At 70.2% G+C, this 20,767-nt stretch carries 19 protein-coding genes and 2 tRNA genes; 13 read left to right on the top strand and 8 right to left on the bottom strand.

The annotated features are described in order from the left end of the window. The first annotated feature begins 182 nt into the window (after window positions 1–182). From gnd to ACFWM7_RS20660, 7 genes are all read left to right on the top strand, one after another. A complete protein-coding gene (gene gnd, locus ACFWM7_RS20690) occupies window positions 183–1,067 on the top strand; it encodes a phosphogluconate dehydrogenase (NAD(+)-dependent, decarboxylating) (protein WP_383262703.1) in 885 nt (294 codons plus the stop codon). Window positions 1,068–1,149: 82 nt separating this feature from the next. Beyond that, window positions 1,150–2,280, top strand: a complete 1,131-nt coding sequence (gene recF / locus ACFWM7_RS20685) for a DNA replication/repair protein RecF (RefSeq protein WP_383262701.1) — start codon at window positions 1,150–1,152, stop codon at window positions 2,278–2,280. Next, complete coding sequence (locus ACFWM7_RS20680) at window positions 2,277–2,861, top strand: DUF721 domain-containing protein (protein ID WP_383262699.1); 585 nt, start codon at window positions 2,277–2,279, stop codon at window positions 2,859–2,861. The genes recF and ACFWM7_RS20680 overlap by 4 nt, the downstream gene beginning before the upstream one ends. A gap of 472 nt (window positions 2,862–3,333) precedes the next feature. Beyond that, window positions 3,334–5,406 carry a DNA topoisomerase (ATP-hydrolyzing) subunit B gene (gene gyrB, locus ACFWM7_RS20675; protein WP_383262696.1) on the top strand — a complete coding sequence of 691 codons (2,073 nt, stop codon included), beginning with the start codon at window positions 3,334–3,336 and terminating at the stop codon, window positions 5,404–5,406. 47 nt (window positions 5,407–5,453) lie between these two features. Continuing rightward, on the top strand, window positions 5,454–8,096 hold the full coding sequence (gyrA, locus tag ACFWM7_RS20670; RefSeq protein WP_383262694.1) for a DNA gyrase subunit A: 2,643 nt from the start codon (window positions 5,454–5,456) through the stop codon (window positions 8,094–8,096). Between the two features lie 94 nt (window positions 8,097–8,190). Then, window positions 8,191–8,811: a DUF3566 domain-containing protein gene (locus ACFWM7_RS20665; protein WP_383262692.1), complete on the top strand. Its 621-nt coding sequence runs from the start codon at window positions 8,191–8,193 to the stop codon at window positions 8,809–8,811. Between the two features lie 78 nt (window positions 8,812–8,889). After that, a tRNA-Ile gene (locus tag ACFWM7_RS20660) sits at window positions 8,890–8,966 on the top strand. 60 nt (window positions 8,967–9,026) lie between these two features. Here ACFWM7_RS20660 and ACFWM7_RS20655 read toward each other — a convergent pair. Next, window positions 9,027–9,722, bottom strand: coding sequence for a hypothetical protein (locus ACFWM7_RS20655; RefSeq protein ID WP_383262689.1), 696 nt, complete (start codon window positions 9,720–9,722; stop codon window positions 9,027–9,029). 147 nt (window positions 9,723–9,869) lie between these two features. Continuing rightward, window positions 9,870–10,247, bottom strand: a complete 378-nt coding sequence (locus ACFWM7_RS20650; protein ID WP_383262687.1) for a DUF6344 domain-containing protein — start codon at window positions 10,245–10,247, stop codon at window positions 9,870–9,872. A 291-nt stretch (window positions 10,248–10,538) separates the two neighbouring features. Between ACFWM7_RS20650 and ACFWM7_RS20645 the strand changes: the two genes are divergently transcribed. From ACFWM7_RS20645 to ACFWM7_RS20635, 3 genes are all read left to right on the top strand, one after another. Next, a complete protein-coding gene (locus tag ACFWM7_RS20645; protein ID WP_003958712.1) occupies window positions 10,539–10,673 on the top strand; it encodes a DLW-39 family protein in 135 nt (44 codons plus the stop codon). A gap of 217 nt (window positions 10,674–10,890) precedes the next feature. Next, window positions 10,891–11,028, top strand: coding sequence for a hypothetical protein (locus ACFWM7_RS20640; RefSeq protein WP_383262685.1), 138 nt, complete (start codon window positions 10,891–10,893; stop codon window positions 11,026–11,028). Window positions 11,029–11,104: 76 nt separating this feature from the next. Next, window positions 11,105–12,391, top strand: coding sequence for a hypothetical protein (locus tag ACFWM7_RS20635; RefSeq protein ID WP_383262705.1), 1,287 nt, complete (start codon window positions 11,105–11,107; stop codon window positions 12,389–12,391). Window positions 12,392–12,516: 125 nt separating this feature from the next. Here ACFWM7_RS20635 and ACFWM7_RS20630 read toward each other — a convergent pair whose 3' ends face one another. Together ACFWM7_RS20630 and ACFWM7_RS20625 are read right to left on the bottom strand one after the other, a co-directional pair. After that, a complete protein-coding gene (locus ACFWM7_RS20630; RefSeq protein WP_383262683.1) occupies window positions 12,517–13,872 on the bottom strand; it encodes a serine/threonine protein kinase in 1,356 nt (451 codons plus the stop codon). 98 nt (window positions 13,873–13,970) lie between these two features. Continuing rightward, window positions 13,971–14,519, bottom strand: a complete 549-nt coding sequence (locus ACFWM7_RS20625) for a DNA-binding protein (RefSeq protein ID WP_205086932.1) — start codon at window positions 14,517–14,519, stop codon at window positions 13,971–13,973. A 178-nt stretch (window positions 14,520–14,697) separates the two neighbouring features. On the opposite strand from ACFWM7_RS20625, the gene ACFWM7_RS20620 reads away from it, so the two are divergent. Together ACFWM7_RS20620 and ACFWM7_RS20615 are read left to right on the top strand one after the other, a co-directional pair. After that, window positions 14,698–14,770, top strand: a tRNA-Ala gene (locus ACFWM7_RS20620). A gap of 292 nt (window positions 14,771–15,062) precedes the next feature. Continuing rightward, on the top strand, window positions 15,063–16,568 hold the full coding sequence (locus ACFWM7_RS20615; RefSeq protein ID WP_383262679.1) for an ATP-binding protein: 1,506 nt from the start codon (window positions 15,063–15,065) through the stop codon (window positions 16,566–16,568). Window positions 16,569–16,729: 161 nt separating this feature from the next. Here the strand turns inward: ACFWM7_RS20615 and ACFWM7_RS20610 are convergent, their stop codons facing one another. Then, window positions 16,730–17,554: an alpha/beta fold hydrolase gene (locus tag ACFWM7_RS20610; protein ID WP_383262676.1), complete on the bottom strand. Its 825-nt coding sequence runs from the start codon at window positions 17,552–17,554 to the stop codon at window positions 16,730–16,732. A gap of 70 nt (window positions 17,555–17,624) precedes the next feature. Here ACFWM7_RS20610 and ACFWM7_RS20605 point away from each other — a divergent pair, with 70 nt between their 5' ends. Continuing rightward, window positions 17,625–18,575, top strand: coding sequence for a GlxA family transcriptional regulator (locus ACFWM7_RS20605; RefSeq protein ID WP_383262674.1), 951 nt, complete (start codon window positions 17,625–17,627; stop codon window positions 18,573–18,575). 20 nt (window positions 18,576–18,595) lie between these two features. Here ACFWM7_RS20605 and ACFWM7_RS20600 read toward each other — a convergent pair whose 3' ends face one another. The 3 genes from ACFWM7_RS20600 to ACFWM7_RS20590 form a co-directional block, all read right to left on the bottom strand. Next, on the bottom strand, window positions 18,596–18,814 hold the full coding sequence (locus tag ACFWM7_RS20600; RefSeq protein ID WP_383262673.1) for a LysR substrate-binding domain-containing protein: 219 nt from the start codon (window positions 18,812–18,814) through the stop codon (window positions 18,596–18,598). A 239-nt stretch (window positions 18,815–19,053) separates the two neighbouring features. Then, window positions 19,054–19,755 carry a thioesterase II family protein gene (locus ACFWM7_RS20595; protein WP_383262671.1) on the bottom strand — a complete coding sequence of 234 codons (702 nt, stop codon included), beginning with the start codon at window positions 19,753–19,755 and terminating at the stop codon, window positions 19,054–19,056. Next, window positions 19,752–20,738, bottom strand: coding sequence for a fatty acid desaturase (locus ACFWM7_RS20590; protein ID WP_383262669.1), 987 nt, complete (start codon window positions 20,736–20,738; stop codon window positions 19,752–19,754). The genes ACFWM7_RS20595 and ACFWM7_RS20590 overlap by 4 nt, the downstream gene beginning before the upstream one ends. Window positions 20,739–20,767 lie beyond the last annotated feature (29 nt).

Below are 20,767 nucleotides of genomic sequence, written 5' to 3'. Positions count from 1 at the left end.
CCACCTCGACCAAGCCGGCCCTGCTCAGCGGCAAGCCCGCGGTCGACGCCGAGGCGGACGAGGCGTACAAGTACCTGATCATGCCCGTACGACTGAGCGGCTGAGCCCACAGGTGTGCGGCGGGGGACGGCAGTAGGCTCGGGCAGCGTCACGCAATGCCCGAACGCAGCGAAGGAACACTGATGGAGCTCGGTCTCGTCGGCCTCGGCAAGATGGGCGGCAACATGCGCGAGCGCATCCGCCGCGCAGGCCACACCGTCATCGGTTACGACCGCAACCCGGATGTCGCCGATGTCCACAGTCTCGAAGAGCTTGTGGGCAAGCTGAAGGGCCCGCGGGTCGTCTGGGTCATGGTCCCGGCCGGTGCCGCCACCCAGTCCACGATCGACGAGCTGGCCGAGCTGCTCTCGCCCGGCGACGTCGTCGTCGACGGCGGGAACTCGCGCTGGACCGACGACGAGAAGCACGGCGCCCAGCTGGGCCAGAAGGAGATCGGCTTCGTCGACTGCGGCGTCTCCGGCGGTGTCTGGGGCCTGAAGAACGGCTACGCCCTGATGTACGGCGGCACCGAGGAGAACGTGGCGAAGGTCCAGCCGATCTTCGACGCGCTGAAGCCCGAGGGCGACTTCGGCTCCGTCCACGCGGGCAAGGTCGGCGCCGGCCACTTCGCGAAGATGGTCCACAACGGCATCGAGTACGCCATGATGCAGGCCTACGCCGAGGGCTGGGAGCTGCTGGAGAAGGTCGACTCCGTCACCGATGTGCGCGAGGTCTTCCGCTCCTGGCAGGAGGGCACGGTCATCCGTTCCTGGCTGCTCGACCTCGCGGTCAACGCGCTCGACGACGACGAGCACCTGGAGAAGCTCCGGGGCTTCGCCGCCGACTCGGGCGAGGGCCGCTGGACGGTGGAGGCCGCGATCGACAACGCGGTGCCGCTGCCCGCGATCACGGCGTCGCTGTTCGCGCGGTTCGCCTCGCGCCAGGACGACTCGCCGCAGATGAAGATGATCGCCGCGCTGCGCAACCAGTTCGGCGGGCACGCGGTCGAGTCCAAGTCCGAGAACTGACCGGACCGCCGGCGGAGCGTCGGCGGCGCGAGCAGGCACGACAGCCTGCGCGAAGGAAGCACCACGGGAGAGGCCGGCCACCATGCACGTCACGCATCTCTCGCTGGCCGACTTCCGCTCGTACGCCCGGGTCGAGGTCCCTCTCGACCCGGGCGTCACCGCGTTCGTGGGGCCCAACGGGCAGGGCAAGACCAATCTCGTCGAGGCCGTCGGCTATCTCGCCACCCTCGGCAGCCACCGGGTCTCCTCGGACGCCCCGCTGGTGCGCATGGGCGCGGAGCGGGCGGTGATCCGCGCGGCGGTCACCCAGGGCGAGCGCTCGCAGCTGGTCGAGCTGGAGCTGAATCCCGGCCGCGCGAACCGGGCCCGTATCAACAGGTCCTCGCAGGTCAGACCGCGTGACGTGCTCGGCATCGTCCGGACGGTGCTGTTCGCCCCGGAGGATCTGGCGCTGGTCAAGGGCGACCCCGGCGAGCGGCGGCGGTTCCTGGACGAGCTGATCACCGCGCGCTCGCCCCGGATGGCCGGGGTCCGCTCCGACTACGAGCGCGTCCTCAAGCAGCGCAACACCCTGCTGAAGTCGGCGGCGATGGCCCGGCGGCACGGCGGCCGCTCGATGGACCTGTCCACCCTGGACGTCTGGGACCAGCACCTGGGCCGGGTCGGCGCCGAACTGCTCGCCCAGCGCCTCGATCTGATCGCCACGCTCCAGCCGCTGGCCGACAAGGCGTACGGGGACGTGGCGCCGGGCGGCGGTCCGGTGGCGCTGGAGTACCGCAGCTCGGTCGGCGAGGACGTGGGCCCCGAGCGCACCCGCGACGAGCTGTACGAGCAGCTGATCGCGGCGCTCGTGGGGGTCCGCAAGCAGGAGATCGAGCGGGGCGTGACGCTGGTCGGCCCGCACCGCGACGATCTGCTGCTCGGGCTGCGGGGTATGCCGGCCAAGGGGTACGCGAGCCATGGCGAGTCCTGGAGCTACGCGCTGGCGCTGCGTCTTGCCAGTTACGAGCTGTTGCGCTCCGAGGGCAACGAGCCGGTGCTGGTCCTGGACGACGTCTTCGCCGAGCTGGACGCCCGCCGCCGGGAGCGGCTGGCGGAGCTGGTGGCCCCGGGCGAGCAGGTGCTGGTGACGGCCGCGGTGGCGGAGGACGTGCCGGGCGTGCTGGCGGGGACGCGGTACGCGGTGGCGGCGGGCGAGGTGGAGCGCGTATGACCGGCCGGGACGAGCCTGCGGACCAGCCGGGCGCGGACGGCCGTACGCCGGAGGCCGGGAGCCCGAAGCCGCCCGAGGCGACCGGCGTCGACCTCGCCCGGGTCGCCCTGCGGGCGGCGAAGGAGCAGGCCAGGGCGCGGGGTGCCGCGGCGCAGCAGAAGAAGCAGGCCCGGCGGGGCGGCGGGCTGCGCTCGGGGGCGCGGTCGGACGGCCGGGATCCGCTGGCGCTGGGTTCCGCGATCAACCGGCTGATCACCGAGCGGGGCTGGGAGACGCCCGCGGCGGTCGGCGGGGTGATGGGGCGGTGGCCGCAGATCGTCGGCGACGACCTGGCGAAGCACTGCGTACCGCTGCGGTACGACGACGATCCGGCCGCCCGGGTGCTGACGGTGAGCTGTGACTCGACGGCGTGGGCGACGCAGCTGCGGCTGCTGGCCCCGCAGCTGGTGGCCCGGCTGAACGCGGATCTGGGGCAGGGCACCGTACGGATGATCAAGGTGGTCGGGCCGGGTGGTCCGGAGCGCCGGTTCGGGCCGCTGCGGGCACCCGGCAGCAAGGGTCCGGGGGACACCTACGGCTGAGCCTCGGGGCACCGGCCGGAGGCGGTCGCGCCGCCGGGCGGCTGTGGACCCACGGTCGGATTGACCCGCGGTCGGATTCCCCGCTCCCCCGCCGCTTCCGTACGGATCCTCGCTCGGCAACGCTGAGCTGCACTTTCGGCGTAAAATTGTCGTGTACCGGGCGAGCTAGTGGGTGGGTTCGTCAGGGTTCGCGCGGGAGGAAACCGGACGGTACGGCCGGAGCGTCCCTCACCGTAGCGGTGGGTTGACAGGCCGAAGCGCTCAAAGCCCTTCAGGGCCTCTTGGAGACCCTTCCTGAATATGGGGAGTCGTCAGCCGCTCATTCAGGGCGGCACAGCCGGACTCAGGTACCGGCAAACCCCCAATCATGTCGGCGCTACCGGTAGACTGGTGAGTAATCCCGCCGCTGAGGCGGGAGTCGTCGATACAAGCCGAACGACGCAGCCGCTCCCGCCTGTCCGGAGAACGGCCTGTGCTGTGCCAGAAAGGGCGCTTCGTGGCCGATTCCGGCAATCCCAACGAGAACATTCCGTCCACGGCCGGTGAGCCGGGCGAGGTCCCCGAAACCTCGTACGACGCCAGCGCGATCACCGTGCTGGAAGGGCTGGACGCGGTCCGCAAGCGACCTGGCATGTACATCGGCTCGACCGGTGAGCGCGGCCTGCACCACCTCGTGCAGGAGGTCGTCGACAACTCGGTCGACGAGGCGATGGCCGGTCACGCGGACACCATCGACGTCACGATCCTCCCCGACGGCGGGGTGCGGGTCATCGACAACGGCCGTGGCATCCCGGTCGGCATCGTGCCGTCCGAAGGGAAGCCGGCCGTCGAGGTCGTGCTGACCGTGCTGCACGCGGGCGGAAAGTTCGGCGGCGGCGGCTACGCCGTCTCCGGCGGTCTGCACGGCGTCGGCGTCTCCGTCGTCAACGCCCTGTCCACCCGGGTCGCCGTCGAGGTCAAGACCGACGGCTACCGCTGGACCCAGGACTACAAGCTCGGCGTCCCGACCGCCCCGCTGGCCAAGCACGAGGCCACCGAGGAGACCGGTACGACGGTCACCTTCTGGGCCGACGGGGACATCTTCGAGACCACCGAGTACAGCTTCGAGACCCTCTCGCGCCGCTTCCAGGAGATGGCGTTCCTCAACAAGGGCCTCACCCTCAAGCTCACCGACGAGCGCGAGTCGGCGAAGGCGACGGCGGGCGCGGACAGCGCCGACGCGGTCGAGCCCGCCGAGGAGGAGACCGCCCGCTCGGTCACGTACCACTACGAAAACGGCATCGTCGATTTCGTGAAGTACCTCAACTCCCGCAAGGGCGACGTCATTCACCAGTCGGTGATCGACATCGAGGCCGAGGACAAGGACCGTCTCCTCTCGGCCGAGATCGCCATGCAGTGGAACACGCAGTACACCGAGGGCGTCTACTCCTTCGCCAACGCGATCCACACGCACGAGGGCGGTACGCACGAGGAGGGCTTCCGTGCGGCGCTGACCTCGCTGGTCAACCGGTACGCGCGCGACAAGAAGCTGCTCCGCGAGAAGGACGACAACCTCACCGGCGAGGACGTCCGCGAGGGTCTCACCGCGATCATCTCGGTGAAGCTGGGCGAGCCGCAGTTCGAGGGCCAGACGAAGACCAAGCTGGGCAACACGGAGGCCAAGACCTTCGTGCAGAAGGTCGTCCACGAGCAGCTGACGGACTGGTTCGACCGGAACCCCAACGAGGCCGCCGACATCATCCGCAAGGGCATCGCCGCCTCGACCGCCCGTGTGGCGGCGCGCAAGGCGCGTGACCTGACGCGGCGCAAGGGGCTCCTGGAGAGCGCCTCGCTGCCGGGCAAGCTCAGCGACTGCCAGTCGAACGACCCCACCAAGTGCGAGATCTTCATCGTCGAGGGCGACTCCGCCGGTGGTTCGGCGAAGTCCGGCCGCAACCCGATGTACCAGGCGATCCTGCCCATCCGCGGCAAGATCCTGAACGTCGAGAAGGCCCGGATCGACAAGATCCTCCAGAACACCGAGGTCCAGGCGCTGATCTCGGCGTTCGGCACCGGGGTCCACGAGGACTTCGACATCGAGAAGCTCCGCTATCACAAGATCATCCTGATGGCGGACGCCGACGTCGACGGCCAGCACATCAACACCCTGCTGCTGACCTTCCTCTTCCGCTTCATGCGGCCGCTGGTCGAGGCCGGGCACGTCTACCTCTCGCGCCCGCCGCTCTACAAGATCAAGTGGGGCCGGGACGACTTCGAGTACGCGTACTCGGACCGGGAGCGCGACGCCCTGGTGGCGCTCGGCAAGCAGAACGGCAAGCGGATCAAGGAAGACTCGATCCAGCGCTTCAAGGGCCTCGGCGAGATGAACGCCGAAGAGCTGCGCGTCACGACCATGGACGTCGACCACCGGGTCCTCGGCCAGGTCACGCTGGACGACGCGGCGCAGGCCGACGACCTGTTCTCGGTGCTCATGGGCGAGGACGTCGAGGCGCGGCGCTCGTTCATCCAGCGCAACGCCAAGGACGTCCGCTTCCTCGACATCTGAGTCGGCCGCACCAGCCACGCCGCAGCTCGAAAGGACTTTGACCAGCAATGGCCGACGAGAACACCCCTGTGACACCTGACCCCGCGACGCCCGGCGAGGAGGACACCGTCCCCGGCGTGGGGATGCGTGTCGAGCCCGTCCAGCTCGAGACGGAGATGCAGCGCTCCTATCTCGACTACGCGATGTCCGTCATCGTCTCGCGTGCGCTGCCCGACGTACGGGACGGCCTCAAGCCCGTCCACCGCCGGGTGCTGTACGCGATGTACGACGGCGGGTACCGCCCCGAGAAGGGCTTCTACAAGTGCGCCCGCGTCGTCGGCGACGTCATGGGTACGTACCACCCGCACGGCGACTCCTCCATCTACGACGCGCTGGTGCGCCTCGCGCAGCACTGGTCGATGCGCATGCCGCTGGTGGACTCCAACGGCAACTTCGGTTCCCCGGGCAACGACCCGGCCGCCGCCATGCGGTACACCGAGTGCAAGATGATGCCGCTGTCCATGGAGATGGTCCGGGACATCGACGAGGAGACCGTCGACTTCCAGGACAACTACGACGGCCGCAACCAGGAGCCGACGGTCCTGCCGGCGCGCTTCCCGAACCTGCTGGTCAACGGCTCCGCGGGGATCGCGGTCGGCATGGCGACCAACATCCCGCCGCACAACCTCCGCGAGGTCGCCGCCGGCGCCCAGTGGTACCTGGAGAACCCCGAGGCCTCGCACGAGGAGCTGCTCGACGCGCTGATCGAGCGCATCAAGGGCCCCGACTTTCCCACCGGCGCGCTGGTCGTGGGCCGCAAGGGCATCGAGGAGGCGTACCGCACCGGCCGTGGCTCGATCACTATGCGCGCGGTCGTCGCGGTCGAGGAGATCCAGGGCCGCCAGTGCCTGGTCGTCACGGAGCTTCCGTACCAGACCAACCCCGACAACCTCGCGCAGAAGATCGCCGACCTGGTCAAGGACGGCAAGGTCGGCGGGATCGCCGACGTCCGTGACGAGACCTCCTCGCGTACGGGGCAGCGGCTGGTCGTCGTCCTGAAGCGGGACGCGGTCGCCAAGGTCGTCCTGAACAACCTGTACAAGCACACCGACCTCCAGTCGAACTTCGGCGCCAACATGCTGGCGCTCGTCGACGGGGTGCCGCGCACGCTGTCGATCGACGCGTTCATCCGCCACTGGGTGACGCACCAGATCGAGGTCATCGTCCGGCGGACGAAGTTCCGGCTGCGCAAGGCCGAGGAGCGGGCGCACATCCTGCGCGGCCTCCTCAAGGCCCTGAACGCCATCGACGAGGTCATCGCCCTCATCCGGCGCTCGAACACGGTGGAGATCGCGCGCGAGGGCCTGATGGGCCTGCTGGAGATCGACGAGCTCCAGGCCAACGCGATCCTGGAGATGCAGCTGCGCCGACTGGCCGCGCTGGAGCACCAGAAGATCACCGCCGAGCACGATGAGCTCCAGGCGAAGATCAACGAGTACAACGAGATCCTGGCCTCGCCCGCCAAGCAGCGCACGATCGTCAGCGAGGAGCTGGCGGCGATCGTCGAGAAGTTCGGCGACGACCGGCGCTCCCAGCTGGTGCCCTTCGACGGTGACATGTCCATCGAGGACCTGATCGCCGAGGAGGACATCGTCGTCACGATCTCCCGCAGCGGCTATGTGAAGCGCACGAAGACGGACGACTACCGCTCGCAGAAGCGCGGCGGCAAGGGTGTGCGTGGGACGAAGCTGCGGGAAGACGACATCGTCGACCACTTCTTCGTCTCGACGACCCACCACTGGCTGCTGTTCTTCACGAACAAGGGCCGGGTCTACCGGGCCAAGGCGTACGAGCTCCCGGACGCCGGCCGGGACGCGCGCGGGCAGCACGTCGCCAACCTGCTGGCCTTCCAGCCGGACGAGAAGATCGCCCAGATCCTCGCGATCCGCGACTACGAGGCCGTGCCGTACCTGATCCTGGCGACGAAGGGCGGTCTGGTGAAGAAGACCGCGCTCAAGGACTACGACTCGCCGCGCTCGGGCGGTGTCATCGCGATCAACCTCCGCGAGATGCCGGAGGGCGGCGACGACGAGCTGATCGGCGCCGAGCTGGTGTCGGCCGAGGACGATCTACTGCTCATCAGCAAGAAGGCCCAGTCGATCCGGTTCACCGCGACGGACGACGCACTGCGCCCGATGGGCCGCGCCACTTCGGGTGTGAAGGGGATGAGTTTCCGCGAGGGCGACGAACTCCTCTCGATGAATGTCGTCCGGCCGGGTACGTTCGTCTTCACCGCTACCGACGGCGGGTACGCGAAGCGGACCCCCGTCGACGAGTACCGCGTCCAGGGCCGCGGCGGCCTCGGCATCAAGGCCGCCAAGATCGTGGAGGACCGCGGATCGCTCGTCGGTGCGCTGGTGGTCGAGGAGACCGACGAGATCCTCGCCATCACGCTCGGCGGTGGTGTGATTCGTACGCGAGTCAATGAAGTCAGGGAGACGGGCCGTGACACCATGGGCGTCCAACTGATCAATCTGGGCAAGCGTGACGCCGTCGTCGGCATCGCGCGCAACGCCGAGGCCGGCCGTGAGGCGGAAGAGGTCGATGGGGCCGATGACGCCGACGGCGAGACGGTCGCGGTTCACGCCGAGGGCGTGAGTGAGGGCACTGTCGAGGGCACGGAGCCTTCGACCGGGGAGCACGAGGAGTAAGAGCGTGAGTGGAGCCACGGGCGCCGGTTCGGCCGCTTCCGGAGCTGGAGCGAACGGTGCCCGTGGCCCTGCCACGGACTCCCAAGGGGGCACTGTGACGGACACACGAGGGTCTCAGCCCCAGTACGAGGGTTACGCGACCGGGCCGCTGCCCGGCGAGCGTGAGCCCGCACCGGGGCCTTCGGGGCCGTACCACCCGCCCCAGGCGTACCAGGCGCCCGGCGGCGGCACCCAGGGCGGTCAGCAGCGCCCCGGCCAGGGCGGCGGCACGCTGGGCGGCGCCCAGGGCGTGGGCGGCGCGCAGGCGACGCGCAAGCCGCGCACGGGGGCGCGGACCACGCCGCGTACCCGCAAGGCCCGCCTGCGGGTGGCCAAGGCCGACCCGTGGTCGGTGATGAAGGTCAGCTTCCTGCTGTCCATCGCGCTGGGCATCTGCACGGTGGTGGCGTCGGCGGTGCTGTGGATGGTCATGGACGCGATGGGCGTCTTCGAGACCGTCGGCGGCACGATCAGCGAGGCCACCGGCTCGAACGAGAGCAACGGCTTCGACCTGCAGTCGTTCCTGTCGCTGCCGCGCGTGCTCATCTTCACCTCGGTCATCGCCGTGATCGACGTGGTGCTGGCCACCGCGCTGGCGACGCTGGGCGCCTTCATCTACAACCTGTCGGCGGGCTTCGTGGGCGGCGTCGAGCTCACGCTGGCCGAGGACGAGTAGCGCGCCGACTATCGATTTTGGGACTGGCCCCGACGTGCGCTAATCTTCAGAAGTCAGCGCGGAGCAACACAGCGCGGCGGGGCTATAGCTCAGTTGGTTAGAGCGCATCCCTGATAAGGATGAGGCCACAGGTTCAAATCCTGTTAGCCCCACCAGCACGAAGGCCCCTCACCGGGAACGGTGGGGGGCCTTTCGCGTTGCGGTGGGTGGTGCGGTCAGCTCGCGGGGTCCAGCTGGACGAGGTAGCCGGGTTCGGGGCCGTCGAAGCTCTCCAGCCAGTCGCTGGAGGCGAACCAGAGGGTGGTTGGCTCGTCGGCGTCCGGGATCTGGAAGACGGCGTGCTCGGGGCCCTTGCTCCCGGGGTTGAGGCCATACGACGGTCCCAGCTCACCCTTGTCGCTCCAGTAGTCGCCGTAGGCTCTCGCGTAGTCGGCGTCGGTCTGGCTCTGGCTGTACGCGGTGTCGTTGACGTTGAGGGTGACCGTGTCGTCGACGGACCAGATGACCTCGCTCTTGCCGACGTTCAGCACCTCCATGGCGACCACGCAGAACTGCTTCCCGCCCTCGGGCATCGGGTTCTGTGTCGGTTCGCCCACGGAATCGGCCGCGTGGGCCAGGACCTTCGGGTCCAGCGGTTCGCCGCAGGTGACGTCCTCGACGGTGATCTCCAACTCGTCGGGCCGTGCCTCCGAGGAACCGATGGTCAGCTTGAACGGCTCCCCGACGGCGGGCCGACCCAGGACCTCCGCGCCGGGCGGTGCGCCGACGTCGGGGTCGGTGGTTGCCGCGGCCGGCGCGGCGCTGCCGGGGCTCGACGCCGTACCGGTGGAGGAGGCCGCTCCGTAGGCCGGGGCCGTGAGGAGGGCGAGGGCGGCGCCGAGGGCCGCGAAGGTGGTGCCACGAGAGCTCATCGGACGGTCCTTTCGGCGGTGCGCCGGACCTTTCCATGGTCGTCCGGTCCGCCGGGCAGCGCTCGTCGGCTGGGTTTCGGGCACACGAAAAGGCCCCCGGCCGGTGTGAACCGGACCAGGGGCCCCGGAGTGCGGTGGGCGCCGGGGTCAGGGGGGCGGCGCCGGGGAGTCGCCTTCCGGGGCTGTGGGGTGGGAGCCGGTCTGGCCGGTCGTGCGGGCGGTCTCCGCGGGGTCGAACGACAGGTGGCGGGTGGCCGGGGAGGAACCGTGGGCCTCGGCCCGGATGCGCTGCTTCATCGTGGGCGGAAGGGCCCGGTCACGCGGAAGGGTCCATCGGACCGAGGGGGCGATCGGGGTTGCCGCGGTGGCACCCGTGTGCTCGTGGGTCGTGGTGCCCGGGTGCGCGGCGGCGTTCGTGGCGTTCGCGGCGGGCGCCGTGGCGGTGACGAGGCCCAGCGACGCCAGGAGGGCGAAGAAGGCGGTGATGAAGGCGGTCCAGAGGTTCTTGGGCTGGAAGGTGCTCATGGCCCCTCGCTTTCGGACGGTCCGGTTGCTGACTTCTCCGATCATGTGGATCCGGGCCGGGTTTCCGGGGAGCGACGCCCGCTCTGCGCCGATCTTCGGATTAACACCACTCGTATGGTGCAACCGGGCTGGACAGCCCCTCGCGGGCGGCGGAGAGGGGCTGCCGGGAGGTCGTTCCGGACGCTGTGGAGGGGGTGCCGCAGGGGTCCGGGCAGGTCACCGATCGGTATCGGCCGGTGTGTATAGTCGGCGACAGAAGGCCCTTACGCCAAGGAAAGACGAGGTCGCGCGGTGAAGAAGCTTCTCCTGGTCGCACTGGCCGCCATCGGCGGGCTCCTCGTGTACCGCCAGATCCAGGCGGATCGCGCCGAGCAGGATCTGTGGACGGAGGCGACCGACTCCGTGCCCGCAGGTTCGGGTGTGTGAGACGGCACAGTCTGTTACGGGCCCCGGTCGCTGAGCGACCGGGGCTTCGTGCTGTCCGGTGCTTCTTGCTGTACGGCCGACGTGATGCCCGGGGCTGCGTGGTGCCCGGGCGTTTGTGTTGGCCCGCGTCTTTGTGTTGCCCGGGTCTCTGTGTTGCGTGACGGTGACGGCCCATCCCTTGAATTCACTTGCGCAAATCAATAGCTTGCTTACGTGAATGACCGTCAGTGCGGGTGTCGGCGCGGGGAACCCGGACAAGCGGGGCAATCCGGCTGTGGCCGGAGACAGCGGCGGGGCGGGCGGGGCAGGATGGACCGGCATCGCGGCCGGGCGGGCGACGGGCACCGGCGCGTGAGGACGACGAGGGGAAGCGCGTGAAGAGGCAGCGGCAGCGCAACAGGGGGCGGGTGGTGGCCGCGGCACTCGCGGCGATGTGCGCGGCGGCGGTCCTGCCGGGGCAGGCGCACGCGGTCGGCCCCGGGGCGTACGCGTTCGACCCCGACGCGAAGAACGTGCAGGGGGCGACGGCGAACGTCGAGGCGTCCGAGCTCGACGAGGGCGTCCCGTACCGCAGCACCATCAGGCCGGGCGAGAAGCTCTACTACCGGGTCACGCTGGACGACGTCTCCGCCGCCTATGTCTCGGCGGTCGCGGTGCCCGGCGACAGCGGCACGGTCGCCTACGGCGACGGCATCAACGTCAGCCTCCGGGAGACCGACGACAGCCAGTGCGGCTCGGGGCGGGCGAACTTCGGCTCGGGCGAGTACGCCCGTCCCATCGCCGCGTACGCCTTCCGGACCGTCGAGGAGGGCAGTACCACCTGCCAGGAGAGCGGCCAGTACGACGTCCTCGTCGAGCGGGAGACCAAGGATCCCGCCGACTCCGAAGCCTGGGGCCTGGAGTTGCGCTTCCTGAAGGAGCCGCGGCTGAAGAGCGGGTCGTCCATGCCGACCGAGGCGCCCGAGAGCTGGCCCTCGGCTTCGCCGCCGCCCCTGACCGGGAAGCAGCAGAAGCGGTCCGGCGGGGCCGGTTACGCCGAGGCGACCAGCCTGGAGAACGGCCGCTGGCAGGACACCGTGGCCCCCGGGCAGACCCGCTTCTACCGGGTGCCGGTGGACTGGGGCCAGCAGATCCACGCCACCGCCGGGCTCTCCAACAGCACGAACGCCGGGAAGGAGTTCGTGGGCAACGCGCTCGCCCTGTCGCTGGACAACCCCGCCCAGGGGCATGTCTCCGACGCCACGCTCTCATACTCCGGAAGTCCCGCGTCCGCGTCGCTGCGCCCGCTGCCGCCGGTGGCCTACCGCAACCGGTTCGACTCCTCGGCCCAGGTCAGTTCCATGCGCTTCGCGGGCTGGTACTACCTGTCGGTCTCCCTCAGCCCGAAGCTGAAGGAGTCCTACGGCGCCGAGCCGATCCCGTTCGAGCTGTCGGTCCAGGTGAAGAACCAGGCCGAGGAGTCCCCGTACGAAGGTGAGGCCGGGGTCTTCGGCGTCACCGACCAGGACCGGGAAGTGGCCCGGAAGGGCCAGAACGCCGAGCAGGCGGCAAAGAGCGGCCCGATGAAGGCCGTTGCCGCGGCCGGTATCGGCACGGGGTCCGTGCTGGTGCTGGGGCTGGGCGTCTGGATGCTGCTGGCCCGCCGCCGCGCGACGGCCGGCGCCCCGGTCGCCGGTCACCCGGCCGGCGGGGGCCACCAGCCGCCGCAGGGCTGGTAGTCGGGCCGCCAACCTTACGGCCGGGGCCCGGACCCGGGCCGTCAGACCTGGGTCAGGGCCCGTCAGATCCGGGCCTGGGCCGCGTCAGAGCTGGGTCAGGACCCGTCAGATCCGGACCCGGCCCATCAGACCTGGGTCAGGGCCCAGATCCCGACCGCGAAGCAGATCAGTGCCGCCACCAGCACCCCGGCCGCCACCTTCGGGGGCGGTCCCGGACGCGTTCGCCGTACGGGTGCGTGGGGCGCGGCGTGCTGCACCGGCGGCGCCGGGACCGGCGGGTGCTGCTGGGCGGTGTAGGCGCGGGTGGCCGCGGAGTCGTGCGGTATGCCGGAGGTCGGCGCCTGGGAGGGGTGCGGTGCGCCGACGGCGTACGGGGGCGGCGCGTCCGTCGTGAACGGGGCGGCGGGCGGTGGTTGCTGGAACCCCGGCTGTGCGTACGGCTGTTGTTGCGGGGGCGCGGTCGTGGGCGGGGGCGCGAGGTGGAAGCTGCCGGTCTCCGACATCGAGACCGGGGGTGGTGCGGAGGGCTGCACGCCGGACGCCTGCGGAGCGGGTCCGGTCGTGGGGCCGGGTGCGGGCTCCGCGGGCTGCTGGGGGGCGGTCACGGGCCCGTCGGGGCCGAACCCCGCGGGCAGCTGCCCGATCTGGTCGAACACCTCCACCGGCTCGTCGTCCGGCCCGGCTTCGGGCAGCATCTCGACCGCCGCGGTGAGCGCCTTGCGCGCGCCCGTCGCCGTGCGGAAGCGGGCGTGCGGGTCGGGCTGGAGCAGACCGGCGAGCACCTGCCACAGCGGCTCGGGAATGCCGGTGGGGGCGCTCGGGGTGCCGTGCTCGGCGAAGTGCTCGACCAGCGCCTGGGAGTCGGGCTTCTGGCCCTGGAGGAGGTAGAGCGCGACCAGGCCGACCGCGAAGAGGTCGGCGGGGAAGTCGGGCTCGGCGCCCATCATCTGCTCGGGGGCGAAGTAACCGGGCGTGCCGACCACGTAGTTGGTCTCGGTCAGCCGGGGTTCGCCCTTGCGCATCGAGATGCCGAAGTCGGACAGGCGCAGATGCGGGCGGCCCGTTCCGGTCGCCTCCATCAGGATGTTGGCGGGCTTGATGTCGCGGTGCACCACCCCTTCGGCGTGCACCGTGGAGAGGCCGGAGAGCAGCTGGTCCAGCAGCAGGCAGACGAAGCGCGGCGGCAACGGGCCGTAGTCGCCGATGACATGGGCGAGCGAGCCGCCGCTCACCAGGTCCATGGTGAACAGGACCTTGTCGTCGTCGGCGGCCCAGCTGGCCGGAGCCAGCACATGCGGGTGCTCGATGCGCAGCGCCTGCTCGCGGACGAAGCGCAGCAGCGTGTGCGCGTCGCTCTGCTGGAGCACCTTGGCCGCGACGTACCTGCGGCGGCGGTGGTCCCAGGCCCGCCAGACGGCCCCGACCCCACCGCGTCCGATCGGATCGATCAGCTCGTACCGACCGGCGAAGACCTCACCCATTGTGCTGCGCCCGCTCCCCGTTCCCGTGGTGCCGCGGCGTCCGCCGCGGCCCGTGTCCGGCCCCCGTGCCCTTCCGGCCTGCCATCCGGGCGAAAGCCCTAGCTCTGGTGTCCTTCGTAGTGCGCGACCGCGTCCGCGGTGCGTCCCGCTCCGTACACCTTGAGGAACTCTGCCAGCTCCGGGTGGGTCGGGGCGAGGGCGTCCGCGGCATCGATGATGTCGCCGGCCGCCGCGACCGACCGCAGCAGGGACTGGATCTCGCGCACCACACGGCGGACGGTGGGAGCGCCGCCGGTGGAGCCGGTCTGGCCGGTGGCGGTCAGGACCGAGCCTCCTTGCGACTTCTTGATCTCCTCCATGCGGTCGGTGGCCTCGCCCGCACTGACGCTGCCGTCGGCCACCTGGCTCGCCAGCTCCTGAAGGGCCTGGACGCGCTGGACCACCGCGGGGTTCCCGATCTTGGCCCGCTGGCCGCTCATGAGCTGGGAGAGCATCGGGGCGGAGAGCCCGAGAACAGCGGCCAGCCGGGCCTGGTTGAGGCCGAGGTCATCGATCAGCCGGCGGAAGAGCGCCCCCAACGGCTCTCCGTACCAGCTGCGTTGAAGCTCTCTGGCTCTTGCCGTCGCCTCTTGTTGCGCTGCGTCCATGGCGTCTCCCCATCGCTGCGGCTTCGCTGCTGCGAACCTTGCGAGCATCTTACGGAGCGTGGTCGCCGACGGGGAGTCCCTATCCTTTTGCAGGATTACGGGGGTCACCCGGTACTCTGGTCTGCGACGGTAGCCCTGGCACGGACGTGCTGGGCGTTGCCCTCGTTCGTTGTGGCCCGGGGCCTTAGCTCAGTTGGTAGAGCGCTGCCTTTGCAAGGCAGATGTCAGGAGTTCGAATCTCCTAGGCTCCACTTCATAAGTGCCCTCTGACCTGCGGAAACGCAGTTTCAGGGGGCATTTTTTGTGCCCATTGATGGGCATGGCGGTGCCCGCGCTGGAGCGGTTGAGCCCCTTGTTTTGGGGGTTTGCTCGGTCGCTTCATCTCCGTTGGATCTCCTAGGCCCTGTCGTCGGTGGTGCGGGTTCGCGTGTCTGCCTGGTTCACCGGCAGCGCGTGATGTGAGGTGAGGGAAAGCCGAGTGCGACTAATTGAGTCCAAGTAGACTTAGACGGGATCCGTCGTAGTCGTTGTGTGGGAGGTCGAATGCGGAAGGGTCTGCTCGGCAAGCCGGACGATGTGGTCGACCGGGATCGGGAGTGGAGTCTGCTGACGGACTTCCTTACCGATCCGGATCCCGCGATGCGGTTGGGCATCGTGTCGGGGCGTCGGCGGCACGGGAAGTCGTACCTGTTGCAGGCGCTCTCTGAGCAGGTCGGCGGCTTGTATGTGACGGCGGTTCGGGAAGAGGGGCGGCTGCCTGCGATCCAGCGGTTCAGTGACGCGGTCGCCGCCCACGCGGGTCTGCGCCCGGGGAGCCTGCGCCTGACCGACTGGCGCGATGTTCTGTCCAACGCGCTTGATGTGACGGTGCGTTCGCAGCAGCCACTGCTGGTGATCGACGAGTTGCCGTATCTGCTCCAGCACTCGCCCGAGATCCCGGGGCTGCTTCAGCAGCTCTACGACGAGCGTCAGCGCGGGGCACGGCCGGACGCGGGGCCTGGGCCCAGGTTGATTCTGTGCGGTTCCGCGATGAGCGTCATGAACGAACTGCTCTCTGGCACCAAGCCGCTGCGAGGCCGCGCCGTGGTCGATCTGCGCCTCGGTGCCTTCGACTACCGGGACAGCCGGGCCTTCTGGCAGATCGCCGACCCGCTGACCGCGCTGAAGGTGCATGCGGTGCTCGGCGGGGCTCCCGGTTACCGGCCGGTGGGGGCCAGGCCCCACCCGGACGATGGTTTCGAAGCCTGGCTGGCCCGTACCCTGCTCGACCCGGGCCGGGCAGTGTACTCCCGTACCGAGACCGAGTACCTGCTGCGTGAGGACCCGCGGATCACGCAGCACACCCTGTACTACGACATCCTCACCGCGCTCGCCCAGGGCGCCACCACCCCCAGCAAGATCGGTGCGGCGCTCGAACGCCCGCGCAACGCCGTCGCCCACCCGCTGGGTGTCCTGGAGTCCACCGGCTACATCCGGCGCGAACAGGACATCCTGCGTACCCGGCACCCGGTCATCACGCTCGCCGACCCGGTCATCCGCTTCAATCAGCTGATCACCCTGCCCCAGGCGGCCGCCGTGGAGCAGGGATTTGCCGAGCAGGTGTGGCAGCAGGCCGCCCCGGCCTTCAACTCAAAGATTCTCGGCCCGCACTTCGAGGACTTGGCCCGGGACTTCACCCGCCGCTACGCCCACACCCTGCTACCGGGAGGGCTGGCCGGGCCGGTCGGCACCACCGAGGTCGCCGATCCGGCGGCCCGTACCAAGCACGAGGTCGATGTCATCGCTCTGGCCGCCGGCGAGCGCCCGCAGTCCCCCCGCGCGCGGATCGCGCTCCTGGGCGAAGCCAAGGCGACCGCCGCCCGCCGCGGTACCGGCGACCTGCAACGCCTTGAACGCATCCGCAGCCTGCTCACCGACCAGGGGTACGACACCACCCACGCCACACTGGCCCTGTACTCGTTGCACGGCTTCTATCCCGACCTGACCGAACTGGCCGCCCGCCGCGACGACGTCCTCCTGGTCGACCTGCCCACCCTCTACGGGAACTGAGGGAACTGACGTCGATCTGAGCAGTCGCCCTCCCCGCTCCGGGACATGCTGCGCATGGGGATGCGGCCGGCGCGTATGCGGGGAACGCTGCAAGAACCACTACTGCAGGCACGGCATTCTTCCTGGTCCAGCCGGCTCAAAGCTGATCGGCCGTAATGCGTCTACGCAGTGAAGAACTTGGTGAGTGCGCGGCCGATCTGGTCGGCGGCGTTCTCCGTGGGGATGTGATCCGCATGTGGGACGCGGATGAGCGAGGTGTGGGGGATCTCGGAGGCGAACCGTTCGGCGTATTCCACCGTCTCGTGGAGGTCGTCCTCGCCCCAGATCAGCAGCTTGGGAGTGGTGGAGCGCTGCAGTGCGGGAACGAGGTCAAGGGTATAGCGGTTGTCGGCCGCGCCCGCCAGGGCCATCCAGGAGCGGCGCACCCGCTCATCGGTCCACGGATCGACGTAGTCCGCGATCAACGGCTCGGTGGCGGCACCGGCCAGCACCCTCGTCACCGCCTGCCGACGGTTGTCGAGCACATCCTCGGTCGAGTCGGCGTCCCGGAAGTGGGCCACGTGGGGTGCGGGCCAGGAGTCGTAGAGGACCGAGTTGACCAGGGCGAGGCGGGACACGTCGAGCCCGTTGTGGGCGAGGAGGTGCTGGGCGATGGCGCCGCCGATGTCGTGGCCTGCCACGGCGATGGGGCCGGAGAGGTTCAACGCGGAGGCGAATCGGGTCACCCAGTCGGCGAGGGCCGGGACCGTGGCTGTTTCCGGCGTGAGTCGGCCTCCCGAGCGGCCAAGGCCAGGGAGATCGACCGCGAGGGGACGCAACCCCGCGTCGGCGAGATGCTCCAGTACAGGGAGCCAGACACGGCTCCAGTACGTCCCGTGCAGCAGCAACACGGGCGCGCCGCCGTGCCCTGCGGTCAGGTAACTGGTTGTCTCGCCATCGACCTGGACTGCGGTCCTCAACACGGTCGCTTCAGTCGGTTCACTCATGGGTCCACTGTGACCTGTGTGGACCGCCAGGCTGAGAGTCCAGAAAGACATCTGTAAGTACAATCTTGCCGTGAGTCCTCATCGGGTGGTCGCCCTACTCAACCTGCCTCAGTCGCCCTTCGAACTCGCTTGCGCCACCGAGGTCTTCGGCACCGTCCCGGAGGGCGAGCGGCCCCGCTACAGCTTCCGAAACTGCGCCGAGCACCCTGGCCCCCTGCAGACCACCGCCGGTTACGAGATGCTCGTCGACGCCGGTCTTGAGGCCTTGGAGCAGGCGGACACCGTGGTTGTCCCCGGCTGGCAGCCGCCCGGCGTACCTGTGCCACCGACCGTCATCGCGGCGCTGCGGGCTGCCCACCGGCGCGGGGCGAGGATCGTCGCCATCTGCACGGGGGCTTTCGTCCTCGCCCAGGCCGGACTGCTCGACGGCCGCCGCGCCACCACCCACTGGCGTGACTCGGCCCGCCTCGCTGCCGCCTTCCCCCAGGTGCGGGTGGACGAGGACGTGCTCTTCGTGGACCACGGCGATGTGGCGACCAGCGCCGGAACCGGCGCGGGCATCGACCTGTGCCTGCACCTGGTACGTTCCGACCACGGCGCGGCGTACGCCGCCCAGATCGCCAGGAACATGGTCCTGCCGCCGCATCGGGAGGGCAGTCAACTCCAGTACACCGTACGGCCCGTACCGGTCAGGGCGGACGAGTCATTGGCGCCCGTGCTGGAGTGGGCCGCCTCCCGGCTCGACACTCGGCTGCCCCTCGCCCGGCTCGCGGCACGCGCCGGGCTTTCCGGCCGGACCCTCGCCCGGCGGTTCGCCGAGCAGCTCGGCACCAGCCCGGGACAGTGGCTGCTCCGCCAACGCCTGGACGCGGCGAGGGTATTGCTGGAGCAGACCGACCTGCCGGTCGAAGCCATCGCCTCCCGCGTCGGACTCACCTCGGCGGTCAACCTGCGCCGCCGCTTCCGGGCGCATCTGGGCACTACGCCCGGCGCCTACCGACGCACCTTCAGCCAAACCTGATCGTCGAGCAGGCCCCGCCGTCAGGCGGCTCGTCCGGACGCGATGTCCTCGAAGGCGGAGCGCGCGGTGGCGAGGAACGCCGGCACGCTCGGCCGCAGCTGAGACCTGCGCAGCCAGGTCATCGTGACGTCGGTCTGCGAGGCGCTTCCCGTCATGGGTACGGCGGCCACTTCTCCGCAGGCCGCGGGCCGGGTCGCCGCGGTCTCGGGGAGCAGGGCGCAGCCCATGCTCGCCGCCACGCACTGGCACAGCCGCCATGCTCGCTTGGTGACTCCGAGTTGTTCGGCATTGAGGGTGTGCCCACCAGTGGGCACACCGACTCGGGGCAGCAGGATCGAGCAGAATGGAGCGGGACGGAAATGGATTGGAAAGTCTGATTCGCACGCAAAGGCTTGGTAAAGCCGCAGGTCGGACCCCCCTGACCTGCCGTGATGCAGACAGGGGGGTCTTGTCGTGGGGGGTTCGTGTGCCCGGCGGCTCAGAGGAGCCCCCGCACCGTCTGCCACATCGCGTTCCAGTCGTCGGCGAGGTACATGTGTCCGCCCGGCAGGTCGAGGGAGTGGAACATCTCCGAGGTGTAGGCGGCCCAGTCCAGCCAGGGGGCGGTGGGGACCAGGGCGTCGTCGGTGCCGCGGATCGCGGTCAGGGGCAGGGGCAGGGGTTCCGGTTCCCGCGCGGGGTCCGGGGTCATCAGCGCGACGTCGGCGCGCAGGGCCGGCAGCAGCAGGGAGCGCAGGTCGGGGTCGCGCAGCAGGGTCAGGTCCCCGTCGAGGGTCTGGCCGGTGGCCGCGCAGAGGTCCGCCACGGCCTGTTCGTCGTCGGTGGCGGAGATCGGCAGCGGGCGGCGGTGGCGGGGGCTGACCGTGCCGCTGACGATCAGGTGGCGGGGGCGGTGGCCGCCGCGGGCCACCAGTTCCCGGGTGGCGCCGTGGGCGAGAGCGGCCCCGAAGCTGTGGCCGAAGACGACGAAGGGGTCGGCTCCGACGGCGGCGACGATGCGGTCGGCCGTGCTCTGCGCGGCCGCCTCGAAGGTGGGGTGGAAGGGGAGGCCGAACTCCTCCTCGCGGCCGGGGAGCTGGATCGGCACGGCGGTCAGGTCCGGGGTGGAGAGCGCCTTCCAGTGCCGGTAGACGCCGGCGCCCGCTCCCGCGTACGGCAGGCAGACCAGCCGGGTGCTCACGCCGCCTCCCGCGGCAGGCCTGTGCGGGGCCGTTCCAGGACGCGGGTGCGGTAGCGGATCGTGGTGCGGTACGCCTCGTCGTTCGCGAGGAGGGCGCGGTGCAGCCGGGCGATCTTGTGGTGCGGTACGCCGGGCCACAGGTGGTGGACGGTGTGGAAGCCGTCGCCGTGGGGGTGGAAGAGCAGCCGTTGGCGAAGGCCGATGTTGCTGACCGTGCCGCCGAAGACGGTGTCGGCCTCGCGGTAGAGGTGTTCGTTGGCCTCGCCGACGAAGCGCAGGGCGGGCAGGCCGACGAGGTGGGTGGCGAGCCAGCCGAGTCCCGCGGCCACCGCCCAGGCCGGGCCGCCCAGCAGGTGGGCGGGCAGCACGATCACGACGGCGCACCACAGGAAGGGCAGGGCGGTGGTGAGGGGCGCGGATCCCATGGACTCCAGCCAGCCGCGCTGGTAGGCGCCGAACCGCCGGATCATGCCGAGGGTGTACGGCAGGACGCCGGAGCGGTCGAGGTTTTCGAGGTCGAGCTCCTCGTAACGGGCGCGGTCGGGGTCCTCGGCCGTGCCGAAGCGTCCGTGGTGCAGCAGGTGGCTCGCCCGGTAGTCGTCGATCCGGGCCCCGGTGGGCACCCCCGCCAGCAGGGTGGCCAGGACGTCGCCCGCCGTGCGGTGGCGTCGGCTCCAGTTGAAGTGGGACGCCTCGTGGACGAGGCATTCGAGCGCGCGCAGCTGGCGCGCCGCGAGGAGGACGGCGACGGGGAGCGCGAGGGCGAGGGCCCACCAGCCGGCGGCGCGGACGGCCGGGGAGGTGGCCGCGAGCAGCAGGACCACGACGCTCAGATGGTCCACGACGGCGGTTCCGGTGGTCCGCCACAGCCGGGTCGTATGGGCCGCGGCGATCGCGTCGCGCAGATGGGAGGGGTTGCGATAGCCCCTCTTGTAGGCGGCCTCGGGGAGGCCGAGATGAGCGCCCGGTGGCGACGAAAGCATAGGAAATCCCCCTGGATGCGGTGTAAAAG

This window comes from Streptomyces sp. NPDC058375, assembly GCF_042723425.1.
In the GTDB taxonomy this organism is placed as follows: domain Bacteria; phylum Actinomycetota; class Actinomycetes; order Streptomycetales; family Streptomycetaceae; genus Streptomyces; species Streptomyces durocortorensis.
Note: the sequence above shows the minus strand (reverse complement) of the source record. Positions and strands in the feature narration are given on the sequence as shown.

Coding starts and splice junctions, on each gene's coding strand:
- gnd (WP_383262703.1), top strand. CDS start 183: ATGGAGCTCGGTCTCGTCGGCCTCGGCAAGATGGGCGGCAACATGCGC.
- recF (WP_383262701.1), top strand. CDS start 1,150: ATGCACGTCACGCATCTCTCGCTGGCCGACTTCCGCTCGTACGCCCGG.
- ACFWM7_RS20680 (WP_383262699.1), top strand. CDS start 2,277: ATGACCGGCCGGGACGAGCCTGCGGACCAGCCGGGCGCGGACGGCCGT.
- gyrA (WP_383262694.1), top strand. CDS start 5,454: ATGGCCGACGAGAACACCCCTGTGACACCTGACCCCGCGACGCCCGGC.
- ACFWM7_RS20655 (WP_383262689.1), bottom strand. CDS start 9,722: ATGAGCTCTCGTGGCACCACCTTCGCGGCCCTCGGCGCCGCCCTCGCC.
- ACFWM7_RS20650 (WP_383262687.1), bottom strand. CDS start 10,247: ATGAGCACCTTCCAGCCCAAGAACCTCTGGACCGCCTTCATCACCGCC.
- ACFWM7_RS20640 (WP_383262685.1), top strand. CDS start 10,891: ATGACCGTCAGTGCGGGTGTCGGCGCGGGGAACCCGGACAAGCGGGGC.
- ACFWM7_RS20635 (WP_383262705.1), top strand. CDS start 11,105: ATGTGCGCGGCGGCGGTCCTGCCGGGGCAGGCGCACGCGGTCGGCCCC.
- ACFWM7_RS20630 (WP_383262683.1), bottom strand. CDS start 13,872: ATGGGTGAGGTCTTCGCCGGTCGGTACGAGCTGATCGATCCGATCGGA.
- ACFWM7_RS20625 (WP_205086932.1), bottom strand. CDS start 14,519: ATGGACGCAGCGCAACAAGAGGCGACGGCAAGAGCCAGAGAGCTTCAA.
- ACFWM7_RS20615 (WP_383262679.1), top strand. CDS start 15,063: ATGCGGAAGGGTCTGCTCGGCAAGCCGGACGATGTGGTCGACCGGGAT.
- ACFWM7_RS20610 (WP_383262676.1), bottom strand. CDS start 17,554: ATGAGTGAACCGACTGAAGCGACCGTGTTGAGGACCGCAGTCCAGGTC.
- ACFWM7_RS20590 (WP_383262669.1), bottom strand. CDS start 20,738: ATGCTTTCGTCGCCACCGGGCGCTCATCTCGGCCTCCCCGAGGCCGCC.